The organism is Chromohalobacter sp. (assembly GCF_039830575.1).
GTDB lineage: Bacteria > Pseudomonadota > Gammaproteobacteria > Pseudomonadales > Halomonadaceae > Chromohalobacter > Chromohalobacter israelensis.
In genome coordinates, this window is record NZ_JBDOOX010000005.1 from 153141 (window position 1) to 178705 (window position 25565).

Below are 25565 nucleotides of genomic sequence, written 5' to 3' on the forward strand. Positions count from 1 at the left end.
CGGGGCAAGGCGTGAGGAGCGTAGTTTGGTCATTCCAAATGAACGACGAATAACGCAGCATCGTGCAAAACTGGCCCGGCCCTTTCGCGCTGAAACGTCAACAGGTCCTAGGAACGAACGAGAGTGTACATGAAACCGGGAGTGCTTGATTGATGAGTCTGTTTGCAGCCGCTCGGCGCGCGGCGATCTTGTCACTGTTGCTGGTGGTGTGTACCCCGGCCTTGGCCGAGGGCCCGACACCTACCGACGAACAGCGGCAAGCAGCGGCGGAAGTCGCTGAATCGCTGCGATATGGACATTACGCCGATATCAACCTGGATGATGAGTGGTCGTCGAGAGCGTTTCAGCGTTATCTCGATGTACTGGACCCACAACGTGCCTATTTGTTGTCGCGGGACATCGACGACTTTCAGGACCTCGAGACCCGCTTCGACGAAGCGCTCGACAACGGTGAACTGGAGCGCGTCTACGAACTTTACGCCCGTTATCAGGAGCGCCTGGAAGCACGCCTCGAATGGTTGATCGACCGCCTGGAAGACGGCATCGACTACGACTACCGAGGCAACGAGCGGCTGGCGCTGGACCGCGAGAACGAAGCCTGGGCCAAGCACCAGGACGCGCTCGATCGGCTATGGGAAAAGCGCCTGAAGAATGCCGCCCTGACCCAGTCCCTGAGCGCCCCGGACGACGAAGGCGATACGGACATCGCCGAGACCCTGCGCGAGCGGTATGAAAATCAGTTGTCGCGCGTCGAGCAGACCAACGCCGAAGACGTGCTGGTGCTGTTCCTGAGCGCCGTCACCGGCACCATCGATCCGCACACCGAGTATCTGTCTCCGAGCCAGAGCGAATCGTTCGACATCCAGATGAAGCTCTCGCTGGAGGGCATCGGGGCCCTGCTGCAAAGCGAAGGCGAGTACGTCAAGGTTTCCAGCCTGGTGCCGGGCGGCCCCGCGGACAAGAGCGACGCCCTGCAGCCCGCGGACCGTATCGTCGCGGTCGGACAAGGCGAGGACGGCGAAATGGTCAATGTCGTGGGCATGCGCCTCGACGAAGTCGTCGACCTGATCCGCGGCCCCAAGGGCTCCACCGTGCGCCTCGACGTCATTCCCGCCAAGGCCGTGGACGTGACACGTACGCATACCGTGCGCATCACGCGCGACACTGTCAAACTGGAGGACCAGGCCGCCAGCAGCGAGGTCGTGACCGTGACCCGCGACGGCCAGGAGCACAAGATCGGCGTCATCGACGTCCCCACCTTCTACGTCGACTTCGATGCCTGGCAGGCCGGCGACAGCGACTACCGCAGCAGCACGCGGGACGTCGCCAAGGAAATCGACAAGCTCAAGGCGGAGAACGTCGAAGGCATCGTGCTGGATCTGCGCAACAACGGCGGCGGCGCCTTGCAGGAAGCCAATTCCCTGGTCGGCCTGTTCATCGATCGCGGTCCCACGGTACAGGTTCGCGACGCCCGTGGCCGCATCAACCTGTATGGCGACTCGGACAGCGGCACGCATTACGACGGGCCGCTCAGCGTCCTGGTCAATCGGCTCTCGGCTTCCGCTTCGGAAATCTTCGCCGGCGCGATCCAGGATTACGGTCGCGGCCTGGTCGTCGGCAGCCAGACCTTCGGCAAGGGTACCGTGCAGACGCTCAATGACCTCAGCCATGGTCAGATCAAGCTGACCCGCGCCAAGTTCTACCGTATCACCGGTGAAAGCACCCAGCTGCGCGGCGTCGAACCCGACATCGCCTTCCCCAGCCTGATCGGCAAGGACGACATCGGGGAAAGCGCGCTCGACAACGCCCTGCCCTGGGATCAGGTGCGTGCCGTGCAATACCGTCAGTACGGCACGCCCCAGCGCTATCTCGCCACCCTGCGTGACAAGCACGAGGCGCGCGTTCAGCAGAACCCCAACTTCGTCTATCTCGAGCGTGAAGCCAGGCTCGCCAAGCGCCTTCAGGAACAGCAGACCAGCATCAGCCTGAACCGGGAACAGCGCCAACGCGAGATGGAGGCCCAGGAAGCCGAGCAGCTGTCGCTGGAAAACCAGCGCCGGCGCGCGCTGGGCCTCGAACCGCTGGACGAGTGGATCGATGCCCGCGAAAGTGCCGAGGCGTCTTCGGCGGAGGATGCTCCGGAGTCGGATGACGCGTCAGCAGAAGACGACGAACCGGTCGACCGCGCCCAGGTCGTCGAGGCAGCGGAGATCCTGCTGGATTATGCCCACCTGCAGGACGCGGCCTGACCCGCCTGGTTCGGTCCGGCCGCCAGCGCGCGGACGCCCGAACCTGTTTCAGAACCTATTTCAGAACCTGTCTCATTGTACTCTCCTGCCGCCGGCGCTCGCCGGCGGCATTTTTTTGAACAGGCCCCTCCCGGGCTTGGCCTGGAGCCTCGATTCCAGTTAAATAAGAAAAACCTAATAATTGGATGTCTCGACATGTCGCGACGACCTTCGTGGATTGACGGTTCAGGCATGCGTCCCGCGCCACTCCGAACCGCAGCCTGGCTGAGAGCGTGTCTGCTGGTCGGCCTGAGCACCCTCGCCATGCCCGGCTGGGCGAGCGCGCCACCCTGCCCCCAGATGACGCCCGAGGCCATGCAGAACGACTACCAGGCCCTCGACGCTCGGATCGCACGCTGGGATCGCGCCTACTACCGACAGGGACAGCGTCTGGTCGACGACGGCACCTACGACAGCGCAAAACGCCGGCTCGCGCATTGGGCGGAGTGCTTCCCCTCGCTCGCGAAGCCATCTGTCAACACGCACGAACCCACGGGGGCGAAGCATCATCCGGTCGCACAGACCGGTATCGCCAAACTGCCCGACCGCGACGCCGTTGCCGGCTGGGTCGAGCGTCAGGGCGATCACCCGCTGTGGGTGCAGCCCAAGGTCGACGGCGTCGCCGTGACTCTGGTCTATCGGTATGGCCGGCTGGCAGCCGCCATCAGCCGCGGCGATGGCGTCTCTGGCCAGGATTGGTACACCAAGGCGCTGCATATCGCGGCGATTCCCTCGCACCTGCCGGCAGATGCCCCGCCGCTGGTCATACTGCAAGGCGAGCTCTACGCCAGACGCACGGCACACCGGCAATCGCGCGACGGCACCGACGGTGCACGCGCGCGAATCGCCGGCCTGATGGCACGCGACACCTTGACGGATCGTGAAGGCAGCACGATCGGCCTGTTCGTCTGGGCATGGCCCAACGGACCCGACTCCATGCCCGAACGCCTGGAGACGCTGACTGGCTGGGGATTCGGCGACGTCGCCGAGATGACGCATGGGGTCGCCACGGCGGAAGATATCGCCGCCTGGCGCCAACGCTGGTACCGCCATGCCCTGCCCTTCGCGACCGATGGCGTCGTCGTCAAGCGCGGAGACCGACCACCGGGAAGCGACTGGCAGGCCTCGCCGCCGGACTGGGCAATGGCTTGGAAGTACCCTGCGCGCAAGGCGCTCGCGCGTGTCGATGCCCTCGAATTCTCGGTCGGTCGCACCGGGCGCATCGCGGTCGTCGCCGAGCTGGAACCGGTCCTCCTGGGGGACAAGCGCGTGACCCGCGTCAGCCTCGGATCCCTGGCGCACTGGCGACGCACGGACGTCCGCCCCGGCGATCAAGTACGCCTGCGCCTGGCCGGACTCACCATCCCGCAACTGCAAGAGGTCGTGGTCCGTACTCGGCCGCGACCGCAGGTCGACGCTCCCGAGGCAGACCAATACGATCGCCTTTCCTGTCTGCGGTTCACGCCCGCATGTCGCGATCAATTCCTCGCGCGTCTCGAGTGGCTGGGCGGCGACGAGGGGCTGGACTTTCCCGGCATCGGTCCCGCGACATGGAATCAGCTGGTGGATGCCGGCCTGGTCAAGGGGCTTCTGGACTGGCGAACGCTCGATACCGCAGCCCTTGAAGCCTTGCCCGGCGTAGGCAAGAAGACCGCCCGGGCCTGGCAGCGGCATTTCGCCCTCGCCGACACGCGCTCTACGGTGCGCTGGTTACGTGCCCTGGGCGTTCCCGCCGTGCCTCGACAGGCACTGACCGATGCCCTCGAGCGATACGGCCTGGCCGGACTCGGCACTCTCGCGCCATCGGACTGGCGTGACTATTCAGGGATCGGCGAAACACGTGCCATGCAGCTGACGCGCTTTTTTCGAGACACGGACATTCGGCGCTGGCTGGCGTCACTGAAAAGCACGAGAACGCTTCAGAAACGACACAGGGCAAACGCAAGGGACGAGCAGAAAGGAGACGTACGGAGGGTCGATGTCAAGCAGGCCAATGGCACCACTTGGCTCCCCGAGCAGGACTCGAACCTGCGACCCAATGATTAACAGTCATTTGCTCTACCAACTGAGCTATCGGGGAACATTCGTGATGTGACTCGGCGGGAAGTTGGCTCCCCGAGCAGGACTCGAACCTGCGACCCAATGATTAACAGTCATTTGCTCTACCAACTGAGCTATCGGGGATCGCCGAGTGCGCGATCCGGTTTGGCTCCCCGAGCAGGACTCGAACCTGCGACCCAATGATTAACAGTCATTTGCTCTACCAACTGAGCTATCGGGGAACGATGCCGGAGCACGCGGCGTAGTATACGGATTCGATCGCCAGCGTCAAGGCTGAAAGTGAATTCCTTCCCGGAAAAGACGCCGCAAGCCTCGAACAATCCCGTTGCGAAACAATGGTCTGCACATGCGTCATGCACGACGAAGACAGTCGAGGAGTGCCATCCAGGGACGCAATCCAGAGGAATGCGGAACGACGCCTGACGAAAAATGACACCGGGGAGGAAAACCGCGAAAGGAAGGAAGTGGTGGCTACGCCCTGACTCGAACAGGGGACCCCATCATTATGAGTGATGTGCTCTAACCAACTGAGCTACGTAGCCACGTGTCGCTGCGCTAAACGGCTTCGCGACGGGAGCGAATTATGCACATGGGCTTGCCCGTTGGCAAGCCCATGGCAATGGGCGAGACGCCTCGATCAGCTGTCGATGTCCAGCGCTTTCTTCACGGCCGCCAGCCCGGGCTCGCCTTCGACGGTGGTCACGCCCTGGAGCCACTCGTCGAGGACGGACGGGTTGTTCTGCAGCCAGGTGCGCGCCGCATCGCGCGGATCCTCGCCGTCGTCCATGATGGCGCCCATGATCTCGTTTTCCATGGACAGCGTGAAGCTCAGGTTGTTGAGCAGCTCGCCCACGTTACCGCAGGCCTCTGCGTACCCGGCACGCGTGTTGGTATACACGGTCGCGCCGCCGAGGTTGGGACCGAAGTAGTCATCGGCGCCTTCCAGATAGGCCATCTCGTAGTTGGTGTTCATCGGGTGCGGCTCCCACCCCAGGAACACCATCCATTCCTCGCTCTGGGTGCGGGAGTTGAGTTCGGCGAGCATGCCCGATTCGGACGAGTCGATCAGGCTCCAGTCGCCCAGCCCGAAGGCATCGTCATCGATCATCTGCTGGATGATCTGATTGCCGTCGTTGCCCGCTTCGATGCCGTACAGGCGGCTATCGAACTTGTCCGCATGCGCGTCCAGGTCTTCGACCGAGGTCACGCCGGCATCGTAGACGTACTGCGGCACCGCCAGGGTGTACTTGGCCCCCTCCAGGTTGGCGCCGAGACGATCCACCTGTCCCTTGTCGATATACTCGTCGCTGATCGAGGCCATCGACGGCATCCAGTTGCCCAGGAACACGTCGAAGTCGCCGTTCTTCATCCCGGCGTAGGCCACCGGCACAGAGACGGTGTCGGATGTCGTCTCGTAACCGAGACCCTCGAGCACCTCACGGGTCAAGGCGGTGGTGGCGGTGATGTCGGTCCAGCCGACTTCGGCGAAGCGTACCGGCTGGCAGCTTTCCGGCGTATTTGCCATGGCCAGGGGTGAAAGCAATGTAGTGGCGCCCAGCAGCGCGATCAAAGACGTCTTGTTAGACATGCGATTCTCCCTTGCGTTGATGTTGATATAGTCATTGAATGACGATTCAATAACGTATTTTTATGCTAAATGAATTCGGCAATTCTTTTCCACTATGGATTTCATTTACCATAGGAAAAGATAGCAGCTTTTTTATTGATTGAACGTTCAATAAAAACATTCCATAATGAGGTGGACGCCGGGTGGCACATGCACGGCCGCCACACCCGTCAGCAGAGGAGAAAGCCAGGTGCCCAAACTCGGTATGCAGCCAATACGTCGCCGTCAGCTCATCCAGGCGACACTGGAGACCATCGACGACGTCGGCCTGGCGGATGCCACGATCGCTCGTATCGCCAAGCGTGCCGGGGTATCGGCTGGCATCATCAGCCATTATTTCGGCGGCAAGGACGGGCTGCTGGAATCGGCCATGCGCCAGATTCTCTGGGATCTCGGTGACGCCGTCGCCCGACGCCGGGCACAAGGTGTCGAAAGCCCGCGTGAGCACATTCGTGCCATCATCGACGGCAACTTCGACCGCAGCCAGGTCAACAAGACCGTCATGAAAACGTGGCTGGCGTTCTGGTCGGTCAGCATGCACCGCCCCGATCTGCAGCGCCTGCAACGCGTCAACGACCGATGGCTGTATTCAAACCTCTGCCACCATTTTCGACGCTGCCTGCCGCGACCCGAAGCGCAGCAGGCGGCGCGCGGTCTGGCCGCGATGATCGACGGACTTTGGCTGCGCGGTGCCTTGGCGCCGCAAGGCATCGACGTCGACCGCGCCCGGCAACTGGCCTATGACTATGTAGAAGAGCAGCTCGCTCGGTCCACTAGTCATGCGCCGACCGATGCCTGAGCGGCATGCCCATTTTTCACTTTCACGATGCGGGAGGCCCCATGGCCACTTTCGAGACACAGAAGCTCTATATCGGTGGACGACTCGTCGACGCGACGTCGGGCGAGACCTTCGACACGATCAATCCGGTCGACGGCAGCGTGCTGGCCAGCGTCCAGCAGGCCGCACAGGCCGATGTCGACCGCGCCGTCGCCTCGGCCCGCGAGGGGCAGCGCGTCTGGGCGGCCATGAGCGGCATGGAGCGTAGCCGTATCCTGCATCGCGCCGTCGCCCTGCTCCGCGAGCGCAACGACGAACTGGCGCGCCTGGAAACGCTGGATACCGGCAAGCCGATCAGCGAAACGCAAGCCGTGGACATCGTCACCGGTACCGACTCGCTGGAATACTATGCCAATCTGGCGCCCTCCATCGAAGGCACCCAGGTCCCGCTGCGCGAAGATTCGTTCTTCTACACGCGCCGCGAACCGCTGGGCGTCATCGGTGCCATCGGGGCCTGGAACTATCCCATCCAGATCGCCTGCTGGAAGTCCGCGCCGGCGCTGGCGGCGGGCAACGCCGTGGTGTTCAAGCCCAGCGAGGTCACCCCGCTGACCACCATGAAGCTGGCAGAGATCCTGACCGAAGCCGGCCTGCCGGATGGCGTGTTCAATGTCGTGCAGGGCGACGGACGCGTCGGTCAGATGCTCACCAACCATGCCGACATCGACAAGATCACCTTCACCGGTGAAGTCGGAACCGGCAAGAAGGTCATGGCCGCCGCCGCGGGATCGACGCTCAAGGAAGTCACCATGGAGCTGGGCGGCAAGTCGCCGTTGATCGTCTTCGAGGATGCCGACCTGGAACGTGCCGCCGACGCCGCGATGATGGCCAACTTCTACTCCAGCGGTCAGGTCTGCACCAACGGCACTCGCGTCTTCGTGCAGCGCTCGGTGCAGGCGGACTTCGAGGCCAAGATCAAGGAGCGCGTCGAACGCATCAAGGCCGGCGATCCGCTGGATCCGGCGGTCAACTTCGGTCCGCTGGTCAGCTTCGAGCATCTCGAGAAGGTCCAGAGCTATATCGACCTGGGCAGCCAGGAAGGCGCTCGACTGCTGGTGGGCGGCGGTCGCTGGAACCAGGGCAATGCCGCGGGCATCGACTGGTCCAAGGGTGCGTGGGCCGCGCCGACGGTCTTCACCGATTGCCGCGACGACATGCGCATCGTGCGCGAGGAAATCTTCGGACCGGTGATGTCGATCCTGACCTTCGACGATGAAGAAGAAGTGATCCGGCGCTCCAACGACACTTCCTACGGCCTTGCCGCCGGCCTGTTCAGCGAAAGCCTGAACCGCGCGCATCGCGTCATTCATCGTCTGCAGGCCGGCATCTGCTGGATCAATACCTGGGGCGATTCGCCGGCGGAAATGCCGGTGGGCGGCTACAAGGAGTCGGGCATCGGCCGTGAAAACGGTCTCTCGTCGCTCGATCAGTACACGCAGATCAAATCGGTACAGATCGAAATGGGGCCCTTCCCCGCCGTGTTCTGATGCAACGTCCGTGGCCGGTGCCAGCCGGCCACGGATGCATTCCTGTCTTTCGTTCGACCACGTGAAGGAGGGCCGCTCATGACACAGGCTCGTGAATACGACTACATCATCATCGGGGCCGGTTCCGCCGGCAACGTACTCGCCACTCGCCTGACCGAGAATCCGGACGTCCAGGTCCTGCTGCTCGAGGCCGGCGGTCCCGACTACCGCTTCGACTTCCGCACGCAGATGCCGGCGGCGCTGGCCTACCCCCTGCAGGGCAAGCGCTACAACTGGGCGTTCGAGACCGACCCCGAACCCTACATGAACAATCGCCGCATGGAGTGCGGACGCGGCAAGGGCCTGGGCGGGTCGTCGTTGATCAACGGCATGTGCTACTTGCGCGGCAACGCGCTGGATTACGACAACTGGGCCAAGATACCGGGCCTGGAGGACTGGAACTACCTGCAGTGCCTGCCCTACTTCAAGCGCGCCGAGACCCGCGACATCGGCCCCAACGATTATCACGGCGGTGACGGCCCGGTGTCGGTGGCCACGCCCAAGGAAGGCAACAACGAGCTCTACGGCGCCTTCATCCGCGCAGGCATCGAGGCCGGCTATCCGGCCACCGAGGACGTCAACGGCTATCAGCAGGAAGGCTTCGGCCCCATGGACCGCACGACGACGCCCAACGGGCGTCGTGCCTCCACGGCGCGCGGCTATCTGGATATCGCCAAGCAACGCCCCAACCTGACCATCGAGACGCACGCCACGACCGATGTCATCGAATTCGAGGGCAAGCGCGCCGTCGGCGTGAGCTACGAGCGCAAGGGACAGGCCCAGCGTGTTCGCGCACGCCGCGAAGTGCTGCTGTGCGCGGGCGCCATCGCCTCGCCGCAGATCCTGCAGCGTTCCGGCGTGGGCAATCCCGAGCATCTCAAGGAATTCGACATCCCCGTGGTGCACGCGCTGCCGGGCGTCGGCGAAAACCTCCAGGATCACCTGGAGATGTACATTCAGTACGAGTGCAAGAAGCCCATTTCGCTGTACCCGGCGCTCAAGTGGTACAACCAGCCCAAGATCGGTGCCGAGTGGCTGTTTTTCGGCAAGGGCGTCGGCGCCAGCAACCAGTTCGAGGCGGCCGGCTTCATTCGTACCAACGACCAGGAAGAGTGGCCCAACCTGCAGTACCACTTCTTGCCGATCGCCATCAGCTATAACGGCAAGAGCGCGGTGCAGGCCCACGGCTTCCAGGCCCACGTCGGCTCCATGCGCTCCATGAGCCGCGGTCGCATTCGCCTGACATCGCGCGACCCCAAGGCCGCGCCGAGCATCCTGTTCAACTACATGTCCCACGACAAGGATTGGCAGGAATTCCGCGACGCCATTCGCATCACGCGCGAGATCATCGAGCAGCCGACGATGGACGAGTATCGCGGCCGCGAAATCTCGCCGGGGCCGAATGTGCAAAGCGACGCCGAGCTCGACGAGTTCGTGCGCCAGCATGCCGAGACCGCCTATCACCCCGCCGGCTCCTGCAAGATGGGCAGTGCCGATGACGCGATGGCGGTGGTCGATGGTGCGGGACGCGTGCATGGCCTCGAAGGACTGCGTGTCATCGATGCCTCGATCATGCCCGTGATCGCCACCGGCAACCTCAATGCGCCGACGATCATGATCGCCGAAAAGATGGCCGACAAGGTTCGCGGTCGCGATCCGCTGCCGCCGGCCAAGGTCGACTACTACGTGGCCAACGGTGCGCCGGCCCGCCGTCGGGCGTGACGCCTTCCGCGCCGTGAACCGCTGTCCCCACACCCGATGCCTCGGCATCGGGTGTCTTGCACTATCCTTCCTTATTTCTTGCCCATCAGCCGCTTAGGCTCCGTACATCGTTCGCCCGAACTCGTCGCCCGGGGGAACCTCTCGTTACAATGCGGTCAATAATGCGGTATTCGCCGTTCCTCCGTCTGCGCGCGGACTGCCCCGGACACCGCCACGCCACTGCAAAAGGATCGAACCCTCGCCATGTCACACTCGCCTGCTCGTCACTCCCGCCGTTTCTGGGGCCTCCTGCTGGTCGTCGTGCTGGTCGCGCTCGCTGTGTGGTGGGTGGCCGATTGGCGGCGCAGCGACCCCCAGAGCGAGCCACCGGCAGACGCAGCGCGCAACGGCGGCACGGCCGTGGCCGCCATCGCCGCCCAGCGCGGCGACCTCGCGGTCACGGTCGGGGCGCTGGGCACGGTGCGCTCGCTGGCGAGCGTGGCCATACGCCCGCGTGTGGAAGGCGAACTGCTGGAGGTGGCATTCGAGGAAGGCGAACACGTCGAGCAGGGCCAGCTGCTGGCCACCATCGACCCGCGCGACTACCAGGCACAACTGGCCGCCGCCCAGGGACAGCTGGTTCAGGATCAGGCCCAGCTGGCCTCGGCACGCGACGATCTCGAACGTTATCAGACCCTGATTGAGCGTCAGGCCGTGGCCCGCCAGGAACTCGAGCAGCAGCGCCAGCTGGTACGCCAGTACGAAGGCGCCGTCGCCAGCGACAAGGCCAATATCGACAGCGCTCAGGTACAGCTGGAGTACACCCGCATCACCGCTCCCAGCGACGGTATCATCGGCATCCGCAACGTCGATCCCGGCAACCTGGTCGCCAGCGGCGACGACGACCCCATCGCCACGCTCGTCCAGCTCGATCCCATTTCCGTGGTGTTCTCGCTGCCCAGCCAGTACGTTCCCACCCTGCGCGAGCAGCTCGACGCCGGGGACGCGCCCACGGTCACGGCGACCACGGTGGGTGGCGAACGACTCGAGGGCCGACTGACCAGTCTCGACAGTCAGGTCGACACCGCCACCGGCACCGTGCGGCTCCGGGCCCGCTTCGACAACGACAGGGGCCGTCTCTATCCCAGTGCATTCGTCGATGTGCGCCTGACGGTGCGCACGCTGCATGACCGTGTCATCGTGCCCGAACCGGCGGTACAGACCGGCCAGGACGGCCTGTTCGTCTACGTCGTCAACGACGACGATACGGTCAGCCGGCGCGATGTCGAGGTGAGCGCCAGCGAGAATCATCGCAGCGCACTGGTCAGTGGCGTGGCGGCGGGCGAGCGCGTGGTGGTGGACGGCATCGACAACCTGAGCGACGGTGCCGCGGTCCGCGTGGTCAGCGATGCCCTGCCCGGTGAATCCCGCGACACGGCGACCGGCGACGCCGACGCGGCGGCTCGGGACGCATCATGAACCCATCGCGTCTGTTCATCCTGCGTCCGGTCGCCACCTCGCTGGTGATGCTGGCCATCCTGATTGCGGGCGCGCTTGCCTATCGCCTGTTGAGCATCTCGTCGCTTCCCGAGGTCGACTTCCCGACCATTCAGGTCACCACGCTCTATCCCGGCGCCGGCCCGGACGTCATGCTGTCCCACGTCACCGCACCGCTGGAAGACGAGCTCGGCGAAATCGCCGGCCTCGATGCCATGAGCTCCACCAGCACCGGCGGCGCGTCGTTGATCACCCTGCGCTTCGGGCTCGACAGCGACCTCGGCGTCGCCGAGCAGGAAGTCCAGGCCGCGCTCAATCAGGCCGACACCTTGCTCCCGGATGACCTTCCCCGGCCACCGAGCTACAGCAAGGTCAACCCCGCCGACACGCCAGTGCTGACACTCGCCGTGACCTCCGACAGTCTGCCGCTGACCGAGGTGCATGATCTGGTCGATACCCGCCTGGCACAGAAACTCGCCCAGATCGGCGGCGTCGGTGAAGTCCGCCTGGCCGGGGGCAACCGCCCTGCGGTGCGCATCGACGTGGACGCACGCCGACTCGCCGCGCATGGCCTCGACCTGGCCGACGTGCGCAATGCCGTGGAAAGCGCCAACGTCAATCAGGCCAAGGGCACCATCTACGGGCCATATCGCGCCTACAGCATCGATGCCAACGACCAGTTGACCTCGGCGGCGGGCTATCGCGATCTGATCCTCAAGTACGAGAACGGCGCGCCCCTGCGTCTGAGCGATGTGGCCAGCATCGACGATGGGGCGGAAAACGCGCAGCTGGGCGCCTGGGCCAACGGCAAGGGCGCGATCCTGATCGATGTCCTGCGCCAACCGGGTGCCAACGTCGTCGGCGTGGTCGATGACATCGAACGCGCGCTGCCCACGCTATCGGCCAGCCTGCCGGGCAGCGTCGACGTGGAGATTCTCAGCGACCGGACCACCACGATCCGCGCCGCCGTGGAGGACGTCCAGTTCGAACTGATCCTGGCCGTCGGGCTGGTCATCATGGTGACCTTCCTCTTCCTGCGCAATCTGCCGGCGACCCTGATTCCCAGTCTCGCCGTGCCGCTGTCGCTGGTGGGCACCTTCGGGGCCATGTACCTGGCGGGCTTCAGTCTCAACAACCTCACGCTGATGGCACTGACCATCGCCACCGGGTTCGTCATCGACGATGCCATCGTGGTCCTGGAGAACATCACGCGCTACCTCGAACGCGGCGAACCCCCGCTGCAAGCCGCCCTCAAGGGCTCGCGCCAGATCGCGTTCACCATTCTCTCGTTGACGGTATCGCTGCTCGCGGTTCTGATCCCGCTGCTGTTCATGAGCGGCGTGGTCGGCGTGCTGTTTCGCGAATTCGCCATGACGCTGGCGATCTCCATCGTCATTTCGGCATTCGTCTCCCTGACCCTGACGCCGATGCTGTGCGCGCGCTGGCTGCGCTCGCATGACGACGCGGTCGACGCCGAGCGACCGCTCCTGGATGACGAAGCGCTGGTCCGCAGCCGGCAAGGGCTCTTCGGCCGGCTCACCCGGGGCTATGAACGCGCCCTGGACGCGGTACTGCGCCACCAGCGTGCCACGCTATGGGTTGCCCTGGGCACGTTCGCGCTGACGGCGGTGCTCTTCTGGCTGGTGCCCAAGCAACTCTTTCCGGTCCAGGATACCGGTACGCTGCGCGGGGTCACCACGGCCACCCAGTCGACGTCATACCAGGCCATGGCGGCCCGTCAGCAGGCGCTGGCCGCGCGTCTGATGGACGACCCCGCAGTGGCCAACATCGCCTCTAGCGTGGGTATCGACGGCACCAACACCACCCTCAACGGCGGGCGCCTGCAAATCGACCTGGTCGATCTCGGGGCACGCGATGCCAGCCTCGACGCCATCATCGCGCGGCTTGACGACGCCGCCGCGGATGTTCCCGGGATCGACCTGGCTCTGACGCCGGTACAGGACCTGACGCTGGAGGACACCGTCAGCCGCTACCCTTACCAGTTCGCCCTGACGCAAGGCGACCGCGAACGGCTGGCCAAGGACGTCACCGCCATGACCGAGCGTCTCCAGGATTCGCCGGCCATCGCCCATGTCGCCACCGACCTGCAAAACGCGGGACGCAAGCTCGAGGTCAGTATCGACCGGGAACGCGCCAGTCGCCTGGGCGTATCGGTGGCCGACATCGACGACGCACTCTACGATGCCTTCGGCCAGCGCCTGATCTCGACCATCTTCACGCAATCCAACCAGTACCGCGTCGTGCTGGGCGCCACGCAGGCCAACGCCGAGGGGCCCGAGGCTCTGGAGCGGCTCTACGTGAGCGGCAGCGATGACGCCATGATTCCCCTGTCGAGTCTGGTCAGCGTCGAGGAAGCCCCCACCGCCCTGTCGCGCCAGCGGCTCAACCAGTTCCCCTCGGCGCTGATGTCATTCGCACCGGCCGCGGAGCATTCGCTGTCCGAGGCTTTCGCCGCCGTGGAAGCCGCCCGTGACGACGTGCTGGCCGCCGATACCCAGCTCGATTTCCGCGGTACGGCCCTGGCGTTCACCACCTCGACGCGCGACACGCTATGGCTGATCGCCGCGGCCATCGTGACCATGTACATCGTGCTCGGCGTGCTCTACGAAAGCTACATCCATCCGCTGACGATTCTTTCCACCCTGCCATCGGCGGCCATCGGCGCGCTGCTCGCCCTCATGCTCAGCCAAAGTGCCCTGGGCATGGTCGCCGTGATCGGCATCATCCTGCTGATCGGCATCGTCAAGAAAAACGCCATCATGATGATCGACTTCGCGCTCGAGGCGCAGCGCGAGCAAGGCATGTCCGCCGCACGCGCCATTCATAGCGCCGCATTGCTGCGTTTCCGGCCGATCATGATGACCACCTTCGCCGCCCTGCTCGGGGCATTGCCGCTGATGCTGGCCAGCGGCTACGGCGCCGAGCTGCGGCGGCCGCTGGGCATGACCATGGTCGGCGGACTGTTGCTCAGCCAGTTGCTGACGCTGTTCACCACGCCCGTGATCTACCTCTTCTTCGACCGGCTCGCCGAGCGCTGGCACGACCGCCGGCAACGCCGCGAACGCACGCACGGAGCGAGCTCTTGAGCGTTTCCAGCCCCTTCGTGAGACGTCCGGTCGCCACCACGCTGCTGGCCCTGGGCATCGTGCTGCTGGGCCTGCTGGCGTACCAGCGACTGCCCGTGGCGCCGCTGCCCAACGTGTCGTTCCCCACCATCGTGGTCAGCGCCAACCTTTCCGGTGCCAATCCGGAAACCATGGCGTCCACCGTGGCCACGCCGCTGGAGCGTTCGCTGGGCCGCATCGCGGGCATCTCGCAGATGACCTCGAGCAGCTCCGACGGGTCGACGCGCATCATCGTGCAATTCGATCTCGACAAGGACATCAACGTCGCCGCACGCGAGGTGCAGGCCGCCATCAACAATGCCCAGCCTCTGCTGCCCAGCGGCATGACCAGCCGTCCCAGCTACCGCAAGATGAACCCGGCGGCGGCGCCGATCATGATTCTCTCGGTGACGTCGGACACCTTGCCCACCAGCGAGCTCTACCGGCTCGCCGACGAGCGCATCGCCCCGCCGATCCTGCAGGTGCCCGGTGTCGGTGACGTCAATGTCGGCGGCAGTTCCTCGCCGGCGGTACGCGTGTCGCTCGACCCGCGTCGCCTCGAGCATGCCGGCGTCTCGCTGACGGCCGTGGCCAATGCGATCCGCAGCGCCACCACCAGCACGCCCACGGGCTTCGTGGCCTCGCCTGCCAGCCGCTGGGAGGTCGACACCGACTCGCAGCTCATGCGCGCCGCGGCCTTCGAGGATCTCGTCGTGGCCCGTGGCGAAGATGGCGCCGTCATGCACCTGGGGGACGTCGCCGACCTCGAGGACGGCGTGGAGGACCGCTACAACGTCGGCTTCCAGAACGACCAGCCCGCCGTGCTCCTGGTGATCAGCGCCAGCAGTGGCGCCAATGTCATCGAGACCATCGCCGGCATTCGCGAGCGCATGGCGACGCTCGAAAGCCAGTTGCCGCAGAGCGCGTCGCTGAGCGTGCAGCTCGATCGGGCACCGGGCATTCGTGCCTCGCTGCACGAAACCCAGCTCACGCTGATGCTGGCCATCGCGCTGGTGGTGCTGGTGGTGTTCCTGTTCCTGCGCAATGCCCGTGCCACCTTGATTCCCAGCCTGGCGATTCCGGTCTCGCTGATCGGCACCTTCGCGATGATGCATGTCATGGGCTTCTCGCTGGACACGCTGTCGTTGATGGCCTTGATCGTGTCGATCGGCTTTCTGGTCGACGATGCCATCGTGGTGGTCGAAAACATCGCCCGCCACATCGAGCGCGACATGCCGCCCTTGCGTGCCGCGCTGCAAGGGGCGCGCGAAGTCGGCTTCACGGTGACCTCGATGAGCGTGTCGCTGGTCGCGGTCTTCGTGCCGCTGCTCTTCTTGGGCGGGTTCATCGGACGCATGTTCTTCGAGTTCGCCATGACGCTGTCCCTGGCGGTACTGGTCTCGCTGGTCGTCTCGCTGACATTGACCCCCATGCTCTGCGCGCGCTGGTTGCGTCCCGTTCGTCGGCGCCGCACACCGGGGTGGGAGCGAGCCCTGCTCGCTTGCGGACGAGGCGCCCAGCGCCTCTACGACCGCAGCCTGGATGTCGCTCTGCGTCACCGCCGGCTGACGCTTCTCTCGCTGGTCGGCGTCATCGTGCTCAATGGTTATCTCTACGCCGTCGTGGACAAGGGGTTCATTCCCCAGCAGGACACCGGTCGGCTGATCGGTTTCGTACGCGGCGACCAGAGCCTGTCGTTCGATGCCATGTCGGACAAGTTGCGCACCATTCGCGAACGCCTGGCCAGCGCGCCCGAGGTCCACAGTGTGCTGGGCTTCATGGGCGGGCGCGGCGGCGGTGCCTCCGCCACGCTCTTCGTCACGCTGAAAGACGGGCACACGCAGGGCACGCAGGCGGTCGGCAATCGCCTGGCGGCCTCGGTGGGCGACCTGCCCGGGGTCAGCACCTCGATGATGGCCCTCCAGGACATCCGCATCGGCGGTCGCCAGAACACGGGCACGCAGTACGAGATCACGCTCAAGAGCGACGATCTCGAACTGCTCGATACCTGGTCGCGACGGATCGGCGATACCCTGCGCGGTCTCGAGGGCCTGACCGGGGTCGACAGCGACAACCAGGGCGAGGGACAGGCCGTAGAGCTGGTCGTCGATCGCGATACCGCCCGCCGGCTGGGCGTCGACATGCAGGACGTGGACACCCTGCTCGGCAACGCCTTCGCCCAGCGCAGCATCGCCAGCCTTTACGATGCCGACAACCAGCGCTACGTGATTCTCGAGGTGGATGCCGACCATCGTCAGGCGCCGGAAGCCATCTCGCGCCTGCATGTCATCAACGAAGCCGGCGACTCGATCCCCGTGTCGGCGTTCAGCCACCTCGAGCAAAGCACCAGCCCGGTCAGCGTCAATCATCAGGGCCAGTTCGCCTCGTCCACGGTGTCGTTCAATCTGGCGGAAGGCGTTTCCCTGGGCGAAGCGACCGAGCGGATCCGTCAGGCGGTGAACGACCTGCGCCCCCCGACCGCACTGCAGGTGGATTTCGAAGGCAGCGCGGCGACCTTCCAGAGCGGCATGCAAGCCATGCCGTGGCTGATACTGGCCGCGCTGGTCACCGTCTACCTGGTGCTGGGGATTCTCTACGAAAGCTACATCCACCCGCTGACGATTCTGTCGACGCTGCCCTCGGCAGGGGTCGGCGCCCTGCTCGCGCTGATGCTGCTGGATACCCCGTTCACGCTCATCGCCCTGATCGGCATCATCCTGCTGATCGGCGTGGTCAAGAAAAACGCCATCATGCTGGTCGACTTCGCGGTGAGCGCCGAGCGCGAACGCGGCCTCGACGCGCTCGAGGCGGTACGCGAAGCGGCACTGGTCCGCTTTCGTCCGATCATGATGACCACGCTGGCCGCCATCCTGGGCGCGGTGCCACTGCTGCTGGGCACCGACGAGAACGCCGCCCTGCGTGCGCCGCTGGGCATCACCATCATCGGTGGTCTGATCCTCAGCCAGGTGCTCACGCTCTACACCACTCCCGTGGTCTACCTCTACCTCGACCGGCTGCATCGTCGCCTGCGGCCCGCTCGCCTCGACGCGACGCCAAACGAGGCGCCACCGGCATGAGTCGGGCAGCGCTGACTGTCTTGGGCGGGCAGCGCTGCATCATCTTCCACCTTGGATGACTAGTCGCGACGCGATGAGTGCGCTAGGCTGAATTCAAACGCTCGTTAGAATTCATTCAGGGAGAGTCCGCATGTTGGAACTACTGCTCATCATCGTGGCACTGGCAGGCCTCGTGTGGGTCATGCGTCGCGAGGCGGGCGCCTTGCCGGCGCTCGGGGTGCTGGCGGTCCTCGGCCTCATCGGCGTCGTCTTCGGCGCGGTGACGGTCGGCATCCTGCTGTGGCTGGGCGCCGCCGCCGTCGCGGCATGCGGATTGCCCACGCTACGTCGCCGCTGGCTGACCCCGCGGCTGTTCGCCGCGTTCGACAAGGCCGCCCCCAAGGTCTCGGAAACCGAGCGCACCGCGCTGGAAGCCGGTAGCGTGGCCTGGGATGGCGAGTTGTTCTCGGGCCGTCCGCAGTGGCAACGTCTGCTGGACTTTCGCAACGCCGGCCTGAGCGAGGAAGAACGTGCCTTCGTCGATCACCAGTGCTCGGTGGCCGCCGGCATGTGCAACGCCTGGGAGATCGCCCGCGAGCGCGCCGACCTGCCCCCCGAGCTGTGGGAATACCTCAAGCGCGAGGGATTCTTCGGCATGATCATTCCCAAGCGTTACGGCGGGCTGGAATTCTCCGCCAAGGCCCAGTCGGCCGTGCTGCAGAAGCTGGCGGTCAACGAGACGCTGATGGTCACGGTGGGCGTACCCAATTCGCTGGGGCCGGGCGAGCTGTTGCTCAAGTACGGGACCGAGGAACAGAAGAATCATTACCTGCCGCGCCTGGCGGACGGCCGCGAGATTCCCTGCTTCGGGCTGACCGGGCCTCGGGCGGGAAGCGACGCCACCTCGCTGCCGGATGTCGGTATCGTCTGCCGGGGCCAGCACAATGGCCAGGAGATCCTGGGGCTCAAGCTCACCTTCGAGAAGCGCTGGATCACCCTGGCTCCCATCGCCACCGTGGTGGGTCTGGCGTTTCGCATGTTCGACCCCGACGGCCTGCTCGGCGATACCTCGGACCTCGGCATCACCTGCGCGCTGATTCCGCGCGACACCCCGGGCATGGACATCGGCCGCCGCCATCATCCCATCGGCAGCCCCTTCATGAACGGGCCGATTCGCGGCAAGGACGTGTTCATCCCCCTGGAGTGGATCATCGGCGGGCCCGACATGGCGGGTCAGGGCTGGCGCATGCTCGTCGAATGCCTCTCCGTGGGACGCTGCATCACCCTGCCTTCCGGGGCCTCGGGCATCGGCCGCTATGCCGTGGGCTGGGCCGGCGGCTTCACCCGTATCCGCCGCCAGTTCAACCTCCCCGTCGCCGACATGGAAGGCGTGCAGGAGCCCCTGGCACGCATCGCCGCCCACGCCTACATCGCCCAGGCGGCCGTCATGCAGACCGCCAATACCATCGATCATGGCGTCAAGCCGGCGGTTCCCTCGGCGATTCTCAAGAGCCAGTTGACCGAATTCCAGCGCAGCATGCTGGCCGACGCCATGGACGTGCACGGCGGCCGCACGGTGACGCTGGGTCCGCGCAACTATCTGGGCATCGCCTACTCCGCCAACCCGGTCTCGATCACCGTGGAAGGCGCCAACATCATGACCCGCAACCTGATGATCTTCGGCCAGGGGGCGATACGCTGCCATCCCTATGTACTCGATGAGCTGGCCGCCAAGGACGACAATGATCTCGCCGCTTTCGACAAGGCCATTTTCGGACACGCAGGCATGGTGTTCGGCAATGCCGCACGGGCCTTCACGCAAGGCCTGGGAATCGGCAAGTCCAGGGTCCCCTTCGACGAGGTCGCCGCGCCTTACGCCCAGGAAGTCTCGCGCCTGGCGTCGGCATTCGGGCTGTGCGCCGATGCCGCCATGGCCAGCCTCGGCTCGGGGCTGAAGAAACGGGAAATGCTCTCGGCGCGCCTGGGCGACGTGCTCTCGAACTTGTATCTGGCCTCGATGCTGATCAAGCAATGGCACGAGTCGGAGAGCGTCGAGCACGAAGCAGCATTGATGCATTACAGCTGCCGCACCCTGCTCTATCGTGCCGAACAGGCCTTCACGGAACTCTTCGACAACCTGCCCAACCGCGCGCTGGCGATGACGCTCTCCGCCGTCGCGCTACCGCTGGGGCGTCGCTGGCACAAGCCACAGGACCGGTTCACCCGCGACATCGCACGGGCCATTTCCACCGACAGCGCCTTGCGCCACAAGTTGACCGCCGATACCTGGAACACCCAGGAAGCCGGCCAACGCGACAATCCGCTGGCTCGCTACAATGCCCTGCTCGCCGACAGCGAACGTGCCGAACCGCTCTACCGGCGCATTGCCAAGGCCTACAGCCAGGGAGAACTGCCCGCCGAGGCCCTGCATCCCGAACAGCGTGTCGAGGCGGCCTGGGAGGCCGGCCTGATCGAAGAAGACGACGCCATCTTCATGCGGCGCTTCGAGCGCGAGGTACTGGACATGCTCAGCGTCGACGACTTCGCCTTCGACGCCTTCGCCACCGACAAGGACCGTGTGGTCTGGCACACGACATAGCATGAAGGGCGCGCGACCGCACCTCGATGAGGCACGGTCGCGCGGGATGGCTCTTACCGCAACGGCGTCACGCGTACCGGCGCCGTGCCGGCCTTGATCATGCCAAGACGCTCGGCTGCACGGCGCGAAAGGTCGATGACTCGACCCTCGGTAAAGGGACCTCGGTCGTTGATGCGTACCGTCACTTGCCGGCCGTTATCCAAGTTGGCAACACGCACACGGGTATCGAACGGCAACCGTCGATGCGCGGCGGTCAATGCCTGGGCATCGTATGGCTCGCCGCTGGCCGTGCGCTGGCCCTGATAGCGATCATGATAATAGCTGGCCTGACCGCGCTCTGAGGTCGCACCGGCGGACGTTGCGTCACCATCGGTGGCGCATCCCGCCAACGCCACCACGGCAACCGTCCCGCTCACGACCGCCATCAGCCGAGATATACGACGCCACATCAGGGTAGCAATACCGTCGAGCCGGTCGTCTGACGTCCCGCCAGCGCTTCCTGTGCCTTGGCCGCATCGCGCAGCGGATAGCGGTTGGCGACATCGATGGTGACCTGGCCGCTGGCGATCACCTCGAAGAGTTCCGCGGCCATGGCCTCGAAACGTTCACGCGTGTCGGCGTAACCGTTGAGGCTGGGGCGCGTCACGAACAAGGCGCCCTTCTGATTGAGGATGCCGATGTTGACGCCCTCGACCGGACCGGACGCATTGCCGAAGCTCACCATCAGGCCGCGTTTCTGGAGACAGTCCAGCGAGGTTTCCCAAGTGTCCTTGCCCACCGAATCGTAGACCACCGGCACCATTTCACCGCCGGTCAGCTCGCGAACGCGCTCGACGACGTTCTCGCGGGTATAGTCGATGGTGGCCCAGGCGCCATTGCGCTTGGCCAGCTCGGCCTTTTCCGGCGACCCCACGGTGCCGATCAGCTTGACGCCGAGTGCCTTGGCCCATTGGCAGGCGATCGAGCCGACGCCGCCCGCCGCCGCATGAAAGAGGATCGTCTCGCCTTCCTTGACCCGATACGTCTGGCGCAGCAGGTACTGCACCGTCAGCCCCTTGAGCATGGCGGCAGCGGCCGTCTCGTAATCGATGGCGTCGGGCAAGGCGACGACCTTCTCCGCCGGCAATACATGCTGCTCGGCATAGGCGCCGAGCGGGCCCTGGGCGTAGGCGACGCGATCGCCCGGCGCGAACATGGTGACACCCTCGCCCACGGCGTCGATCTCACCGGCCCCTTCGGTGCCCAGCCCGGAAGGCAAGCTGGGCGCCGGGTAGAGGCCGGTACGGAAATAGATATCGATGAAATTCAGCCCCACCGCGTGATTGCGAACGCGAACCTCGCCCGGGCCGGGTTCGGCGGGCGTCACGTCGACGTACTCCAGTACCTCGGGGCCACCGGTGCGTGCGAATTGGATACGCTTGGCCATGCATGATTCCTTATGAAGCTAACGGGTTCAGGCCTTCATCCAAGCGCCGAACGTGCGCCGGGTCAAGTCATCCAGACGACGACCTTCGCCCAATGGACCGGCCGGCCATGCCGACCGCCGCCACGTGCCCGCGATGTCACACTTGCCCGTCGAAGCGCTCCAGCCCCGCCAGGAAGCGCGCCTTGTACGCCTCGAAGGTCTCGGGTTCACGCTTGAAGGTCTGCACGATGGCCTGGGCGTTAAAACGCAGCGGCTGCGTGAGGTCAGCGGGCTCGACCTTCTCGTGCTCCGAGCTCAACCCCAGGCGCACGCCGTCCGGCATGTCCAACCAATGCGCGATGCCGCAATCGCGAAAGAAGGCCTCGCTCGTGGCGTCGTTGGCATGCACACGCAGCGGAGCCCGCATGGCCATCTCCCGGACCAGCTGCTTTACGTGCGTGTCATCGCCCCCGTCCTCGGGCGCCGACAGCAGCGTCACTTCCATGCCCTGACCTTCGATATCCGAGACCAGCAGCATCATGGCGAGGATCCGCTGTCGGTCGTCCGCCAGCGCGAACAGACGCGCCGCGTCCTGCTCGAACAGCACGCCCGAAATCCCGGTGAAGGTCACCAGCGGCGTCAAACCGGCGTCCTGGCCGTACACGTTGGCGCAAAGCCGGGCGAGACACGCTTCGCGACTCTCTGGATTCTTGACATGAATGACTTTCATCGATTGCTCCGCCAGTCGGGGCGCCACCTGCCGGCACAAGCGCCAGGGGCGGGGATGGAAAGTGCGCAGACTACCATACCCCCCTGTGTCCTCTCATCGTGTCATGGTCATCCGGATGTCAAGAAGACGACCTAGACTGAGCAGGAAGATGCCCGCACAGACGGCCTGTCCAGCACCGTGCGCTGCGATGCTATGCTGTCGTTTCGATGCCGCGCCGATCGTGCACGGGACGCGGTGATCGGGCATGGTACGCAAGGCGTAGATAACATTGGCACTTCGTACCCGCTCGGCGACGTCCATCGGCCATTCGCGAGGTCAGTTCCGACATGTCAGTTCCCGTTCCCGATGCCACGCCCCGCTCCCGGGCCACCGTGCAATACGAAACGCCCCGCGCCGCGATACACGGCCCGTCACTCGAGCTGCCACGTGCCATCGCCCACCGCGGCCTTTCCGCACGGGCGCCGGAAAACACCCTGGCGGCGGTGCGTGCGGCCCATGCGGCCGGCTGTCGCTGGGTGGAACTCGATGTGCAACTGCTCGGCGACGGCACGCCGGTCATCTGGCACGATGCCGGCGTGCGGCGCTGTTCCAACGGACGTGGCAAATTGCGGCGTCTCGATATCGAACGCGCACGGCAACTGGACGTGGGCAGCTGGTTCAATCCCGATTTCCGTGACGAACGCATGGCCACGCTCGATGACATGCTGGCGCTGCTCGCGGCCTGCGACATGGGGCTCAACCTCGAGCTCAAGATCAGCTACAAGCACGATCCCGCCGCCCTCGCCGAGACGGTCATTCCCCGCGCCCTGGCCGCGCTCCCCCCCTCGCGGCTGCTGGTCTCCTCGTTCGACCGTAACGCCTTGCGCAGCGCACGGCGCCAGGAAGCCGATCCGCACCGTCTGCGGCTGGGGCTGCTGTACGACAGGTTGCCAAGGGGCTGGCTAGCGGATGCCGAGGCCCTGCTCGCCAGTAGCGTGCATCTCGACTGGCGCAAACTGAAGCCCGGCGCCGTCGCCGCCGTTCACGAGGCCGGCCTGCAATTGCTGTGCTACACCGCCAACGACCCCGCCACTTTCCTGCCGTGCTGGGAATGGGGCGTCGATGCCGTGATCAGCGACGATCCTACCCTGTTCGCCTCGGCGGAGAACCTTGGCATCGTCTAGTCGCTGAAAAGCGCGCAAAGCGCACGGCAAATGCACGCTTTGGTCGCGCGAGGCGCGCGTATCATGCGTCATGGAGGCCTTTGGCCAAATCGCTTTACCGCTTTCATGCCGCTCGTGCACCGGACAATGCCCATGAACCCGTCGACCCTGATCGGCATCGCCGCCAGCGTATTGCTGCTTGCCACCGTCGTGCTCTTCACCGCGCAAACGCCCAGCAGCTTCTTCAACTTCCCGGGGCTTGCCATCGTCATCACCGGCACGCTCGCCGCGACCTTCATCAGCTACCCCATGCGCGAGGTGGTCCGCGTCACCCGTCTGGTGGGGCTGGTCTTTCGGCGCGAGAACAGCCGCATCGACGAGGACATCCAGACGCTGGTCTCCATGGCGCGCCACTGGTTCCGTGGCAACATCCGCGCCATCGAGGCCGAGCTCGAGGACACGCGCAATCCATTCCTGCGTACCGGCATCTCGCTGGTCATCGCCAACACCCAGGACGACGAGATTCATGACGTCCTGCGCTGGCGCATCGCGCGCATGCGGGCGCGGGAGTACGCGGAATCGCAGATCTTTCGCACCATGGCGACCTATGCGCCGGCCTTCGGCATGCTCGGCACCCTCATCGGGCTGATCAACATGCTCGAAGTCATCAACGGCGGCGACCTGACGGTCATCGGCCCGCGCCTGGCGGTAGCCCTGATGTCGACGTTCTACGGCATCCTGCTCGCCAACCTGCTGTTCAAGCCCATCGCCGTGAAGCTCGAGCGCCGCACCGAGGAACGTCTCATCGAGATGCACATGGTCATGGAAGGGGTCATGCTGGTCGCCAAGCGGCGTCTGCCCTCGTTCATCGAAGACACGCTCCACTCCTTCATGGCCGAGCATCAAGACGAGATTCGCGGGCCGACACCGCGCACCGACGCGCCCGACGCCGATGCCCGCAAGCAGGAGGAAACGGTGGCATGAGCCGAGCGAGTCATCGCTACGCCATCGACGCCGGCGACACCCTGCTCGCGCCCGTGCACGCCTCGAACGACGAGGGGGGCGGCTGGCTGATGAGCTATCTCGACATGCTCACGCTGCTGATCACGCTGTTCGTGCTGTTGCTGGCCTTGACCGGCAACGACGACAGTGCCGCCGAAGAGGCACTCGCGTTCCCGGTGCTGGGTGTGCCCACCTTGCAGGCGAGTGCCTGGTCACCGACCTTCTACGTGCCGCCACGCTCGGACAAGCGCTACGTGCCGCCGCGTGACACGACGTTCTACACACCACCGCCGATGCCGCCGCGCCCGCCACGCATGATCATGGTCAACCCGGCCCCGGCCGAGGCCCTGGTCGAGAACGCCAAGGCCGCCGCGCGCGAACCGGCCGGCGTGCGGCGCCTGCCGAACACGCTCAAGCCCTTCATCGACGGTGTCGTGGTGACGCAGAGCGCCCAGGGGCTGAATTTCCGCATCGAGAATCACTTGCTGTTCTCGAGCAGTCAGGCCGACCTCACCGACGAGGGCCGTGCGGTGTTGCGTCAATTGCTGGATTCGTTGCGCGCCTTCGATGGCGAGATCACCATCGAGGGGCATACCGACAGCCGCCCCATCGCCACGGATCGCTTCCCCTCCAACTGGGAGCTTTCCACCGCACGCGCCACGGCCGTCCTGCGCTTCCTGGTCGGCGAAGGCCTCGACAGCGAGGTGCTGCGTGCCGTCGGTTACGCCGATACCCGTCCCCTGCAGAGCAACGACAGCGCCGAGGGACGTGCCGCCAACCGCCGCGTCGAGCTGGTCCTGCACGAACCCGAGCCGTCCGACGCGCCGTAAGCCCGTCGAGGCGCCGCGCCCGCATGACGTTCGCGCGGCGTCTCGATGCTGTTAAAGTACGCACCCTTGGGTCAGGTCGGCAGGACCGACCCATGCGCGCCGCCCCCCGAAGCGCTTGCCGCCGAGCGCCGACCTTGC

The 25565-nt window shown here is 65.2% G+C and carries 16 protein-coding genes and 4 tRNA genes; 12 read left to right on the forward strand and 8 right to left on the reverse strand.

Annotated features, from left to right (window positions below):
* Nucleotides 1-152: 152 nt before the first annotated feature.
* Together ABGX75_RS03820 and ligB are read left to right on the forward strand one after the other, a co-directional pair.
* A complete protein-coding gene (locus tag ABGX75_RS03820; protein ID WP_224114463.1) occupies nucleotides 153-2249 on the forward strand; it encodes a carboxy terminal-processing peptidase in 2097 nt (698 codons plus the stop codon).
* Nucleotides 2250-2552: 303 nt separating this feature from the next.
* A complete protein-coding gene (gene ligB / locus ABGX75_RS03825) occupies nucleotides 2553-4334 on the forward strand; it encodes an NAD-dependent DNA ligase LigB (RefSeq protein ID WP_347411444.1) in 1782 nt (593 codons plus the stop codon).
* Here the strand turns inward: ligB and ABGX75_RS03830 are convergent.
* From ABGX75_RS03830 to ABGX75_RS03850, 5 genes are all read right to left on the reverse strand, one after another.
* Nucleotides 4293-4368, reverse strand: a tRNA-Asn gene (locus ABGX75_RS03830). The genes ligB and ABGX75_RS03830 overlap by 42 nt on opposite strands.
* A gap of 28 nt (nucleotides 4369-4396) precedes the next feature.
* Nucleotides 4397-4472: transfer RNA gene (locus tag ABGX75_RS03835), tRNA-Asn, on the reverse strand.
* Nucleotides 4473-4494: 22 nt separating this feature from the next.
* Nucleotides 4495-4570: transfer RNA gene (locus ABGX75_RS03840), tRNA-Asn, on the reverse strand.
* Between the two features lie 244 nt (nucleotides 4571-4814).
* Nucleotides 4815-4891: transfer RNA gene (locus ABGX75_RS03845), tRNA-Met, on the reverse strand.
* A 95-nt stretch (nucleotides 4892-4986) separates the two neighbouring features.
* Nucleotides 4987-5937: a choline ABC transporter substrate-binding protein gene (locus ABGX75_RS03850; protein WP_035410066.1), complete on the reverse strand. Its 951-nt coding sequence runs from the start codon at nucleotides 5935-5937 to the stop codon at nucleotides 4987-4989.
* A 229-nt stretch (nucleotides 5938-6166) separates the two neighbouring features.
* On the opposite strand from ABGX75_RS03850, the gene betI reads away from it, so the two are divergent.
* From betI to ABGX75_RS03885, 7 genes are all read left to right on the forward strand, one after another.
* Nucleotides 6167-6775, forward strand: a complete 609-nt coding sequence (gene betI, locus ABGX75_RS03855; protein ID WP_179152067.1) for a transcriptional regulator BetI — start codon at nucleotides 6167-6169, stop codon at nucleotides 6773-6775.
* Nucleotides 6776-6816: 41 nt separating this feature from the next.
* Nucleotides 6817-8301: a betaine-aldehyde dehydrogenase gene (gene betB / locus ABGX75_RS03860; RefSeq protein WP_035410069.1), complete on the forward strand. Its 1485-nt coding sequence runs from the start codon at nucleotides 6817-6819 to the stop codon at nucleotides 8299-8301.
* Nucleotides 8302-8379: 78 nt separating this feature from the next.
* Nucleotides 8380-10062: a choline dehydrogenase gene (betA, locus tag ABGX75_RS03865; RefSeq protein WP_347410951.1), complete on the forward strand. Its 1683-nt coding sequence runs from the start codon at nucleotides 8380-8382 to the stop codon at nucleotides 10060-10062.
* Between the two features lie 243 nt (nucleotides 10063-10305).
* Nucleotides 10306-11520: an efflux RND transporter periplasmic adaptor subunit gene (locus ABGX75_RS03870; RefSeq protein ID WP_347410950.1), complete on the forward strand. Its 1215-nt coding sequence runs from the start codon at nucleotides 10306-10308 to the stop codon at nucleotides 11518-11520.
* Entirely contained in the window at nucleotides 11517-14645 is a 3129-nt protein-coding gene (locus ABGX75_RS03875; RefSeq protein WP_347410949.1) for an efflux RND transporter permease subunit, read from the forward strand. The genes ABGX75_RS03870 and ABGX75_RS03875 overlap by 4 nt, the downstream gene beginning before the upstream one ends.
* Complete coding sequence (locus tag ABGX75_RS03880; RefSeq protein WP_179152070.1) at nucleotides 14642-17740, forward strand: efflux RND transporter permease subunit; 3099 nt, start codon at nucleotides 14642-14644, stop codon at nucleotides 17738-17740. Before ABGX75_RS03875 ends, ABGX75_RS03880 begins: the two co-directional genes overlap by 4 nt.
* A gap of 130 nt (nucleotides 17741-17870) precedes the next feature.
* On the forward strand, nucleotides 17871-20318 hold the full coding sequence (locus ABGX75_RS03885; protein WP_347410948.1) for an acyl-CoA dehydrogenase: 2448 nt from the start codon (nucleotides 17871-17873) through the stop codon (nucleotides 20316-20318).
* A 53-nt stretch (nucleotides 20319-20371) separates the two neighbouring features.
* On the opposite strand, the gene ABGX75_RS03890 is transcribed toward ABGX75_RS03885, so the two are convergent.
* From ABGX75_RS03890 to ABGX75_RS03900, 3 genes are all read right to left on the reverse strand, one after another.
* Nucleotides 20372-20716, reverse strand: a complete 345-nt coding sequence (locus ABGX75_RS03890) for a septal ring lytic transglycosylase RlpA family protein (RefSeq protein ID WP_156961506.1) — start codon at nucleotides 20714-20716, stop codon at nucleotides 20372-20374.
* A 50-nt stretch (nucleotides 20717-20766) separates the two neighbouring features.
* The gene (locus ABGX75_RS03895; RefSeq protein ID WP_011506807.1) at nucleotides 20767-21744 is read right to left on the reverse strand and encodes an NADPH:quinone reductase; all 978 of its coding nucleotides are present in this window, start codon (nucleotides 21742-21744) and stop codon (nucleotides 20767-20769) included.
* A gap of 136 nt (nucleotides 21745-21880) precedes the next feature.
* A complete protein-coding gene (locus ABGX75_RS03900) occupies nucleotides 21881-22453 on the reverse strand; it encodes a hypothetical protein (protein WP_035410087.1) in 573 nt (190 codons plus the stop codon).
* Between the two features lie 326 nt (nucleotides 22454-22779).
* Between ABGX75_RS03900 and ABGX75_RS03905 the strand changes: the two genes are divergently transcribed.
* The 3 genes from ABGX75_RS03905 (at nucleotide 22780) to ABGX75_RS03915 (ending at nucleotide 25427) form a co-directional block, all read left to right on the forward strand.
* Complete coding sequence (locus ABGX75_RS03905) at nucleotides 22780-23616, forward strand: glycerophosphoryl diester phosphodiesterase (protein ID WP_279585948.1); 837 nt, start codon at nucleotides 22780-22782, stop codon at nucleotides 23614-23616.
* A gap of 132 nt (nucleotides 23617-23748) precedes the next feature.
* Nucleotides 23749-24579, forward strand: a complete 831-nt coding sequence (locus ABGX75_RS03910) for a MotA/TolQ/ExbB proton channel family protein (RefSeq protein WP_035410089.1) — start codon at nucleotides 23749-23751, stop codon at nucleotides 24577-24579.
* Nucleotides 24576-25427 (forward strand): OmpA family protein, encoded by an 852-nt coding sequence (locus tag ABGX75_RS03915; RefSeq protein WP_347410947.1) that lies wholly within the window; start codon nucleotides 24576-24578, stop codon nucleotides 25425-25427. Before ABGX75_RS03910 ends, ABGX75_RS03915 begins: the two co-directional genes overlap by 4 nt.
* Nucleotides 25428-25565: the final 138 nt, after the last annotated feature.

Bases quoted from the DNA above. Each gene is read 5' to 3' on its own strand.
- ABGX75_RS03875 (WP_347410949.1), top strand. From the start codon at position 11,517: ATGAACCCATCGCGTCTGTTCATCCTGCGTCCGGTCGCCACCTCGCTG.
- ABGX75_RS03900 (WP_035410087.1), bottom strand. From the start codon at position 22,453: ATGAAAGTCATTCATGTCAAGAATCCAGAGAGTCGCGAAGCGTGTCTC.
- ABGX75_RS03895 (WP_011506807.1), bottom strand. From the start codon at position 21,744: ATGGCCAAGCGTATCCAATTCGCACGCACCGGTGGCCCCGAGGTACTG.
- ABGX75_RS03915 (WP_347410947.1), top strand. From the start codon at position 24,576: ATGAGCCGAGCGAGTCATCGCTACGCCATCGACGCCGGCGACACCCTG.
- ligB (WP_347411444.1), top strand. From the start codon at position 2,553: ATGCCCGGCTGGGCGAGCGCGCCACCCTGCCCCCAGATGACGCCCGAG.
- ABGX75_RS03850 (WP_035410066.1), bottom strand. From the start codon at position 5,937: ATGTCTAACAAGACGTCTTTGATCGCGCTGCTGGGCGCCACTACATTG.
- ABGX75_RS03885 (WP_347410948.1), top strand. From the start codon at position 17,871: ATGTTGGAACTACTGCTCATCATCGTGGCACTGGCAGGCCTCGTGTGG.
- ABGX75_RS03870 (WP_347410950.1), top strand. From the start codon at position 10,306: ATGTCACACTCGCCTGCTCGTCACTCCCGCCGTTTCTGGGGCCTCCTG.
- betA (WP_347410951.1), top strand. From the start codon at position 8,380: ATGACACAGGCTCGTGAATACGACTACATCATCATCGGGGCCGGTTCC.
- ABGX75_RS03820 (WP_224114463.1), top strand. From the start codon at position 153: ATGAGTCTGTTTGCAGCCGCTCGGCGCGCGGCGATCTTGTCACTGTTG.
- ABGX75_RS03905 (WP_279585948.1), top strand. From the start codon at position 22,780: ATGTCAGTTCCCGTTCCCGATGCCACGCCCCGCTCCCGGGCCACCGTG.
- ABGX75_RS03910 (WP_035410089.1), top strand. From the start codon at position 23,749: ATGAACCCGTCGACCCTGATCGGCATCGCCGCCAGCGTATTGCTGCTT.
- betB (WP_035410069.1), top strand. From the start codon at position 6,817: ATGGCCACTTTCGAGACACAGAAGCTCTATATCGGTGGACGACTCGTC.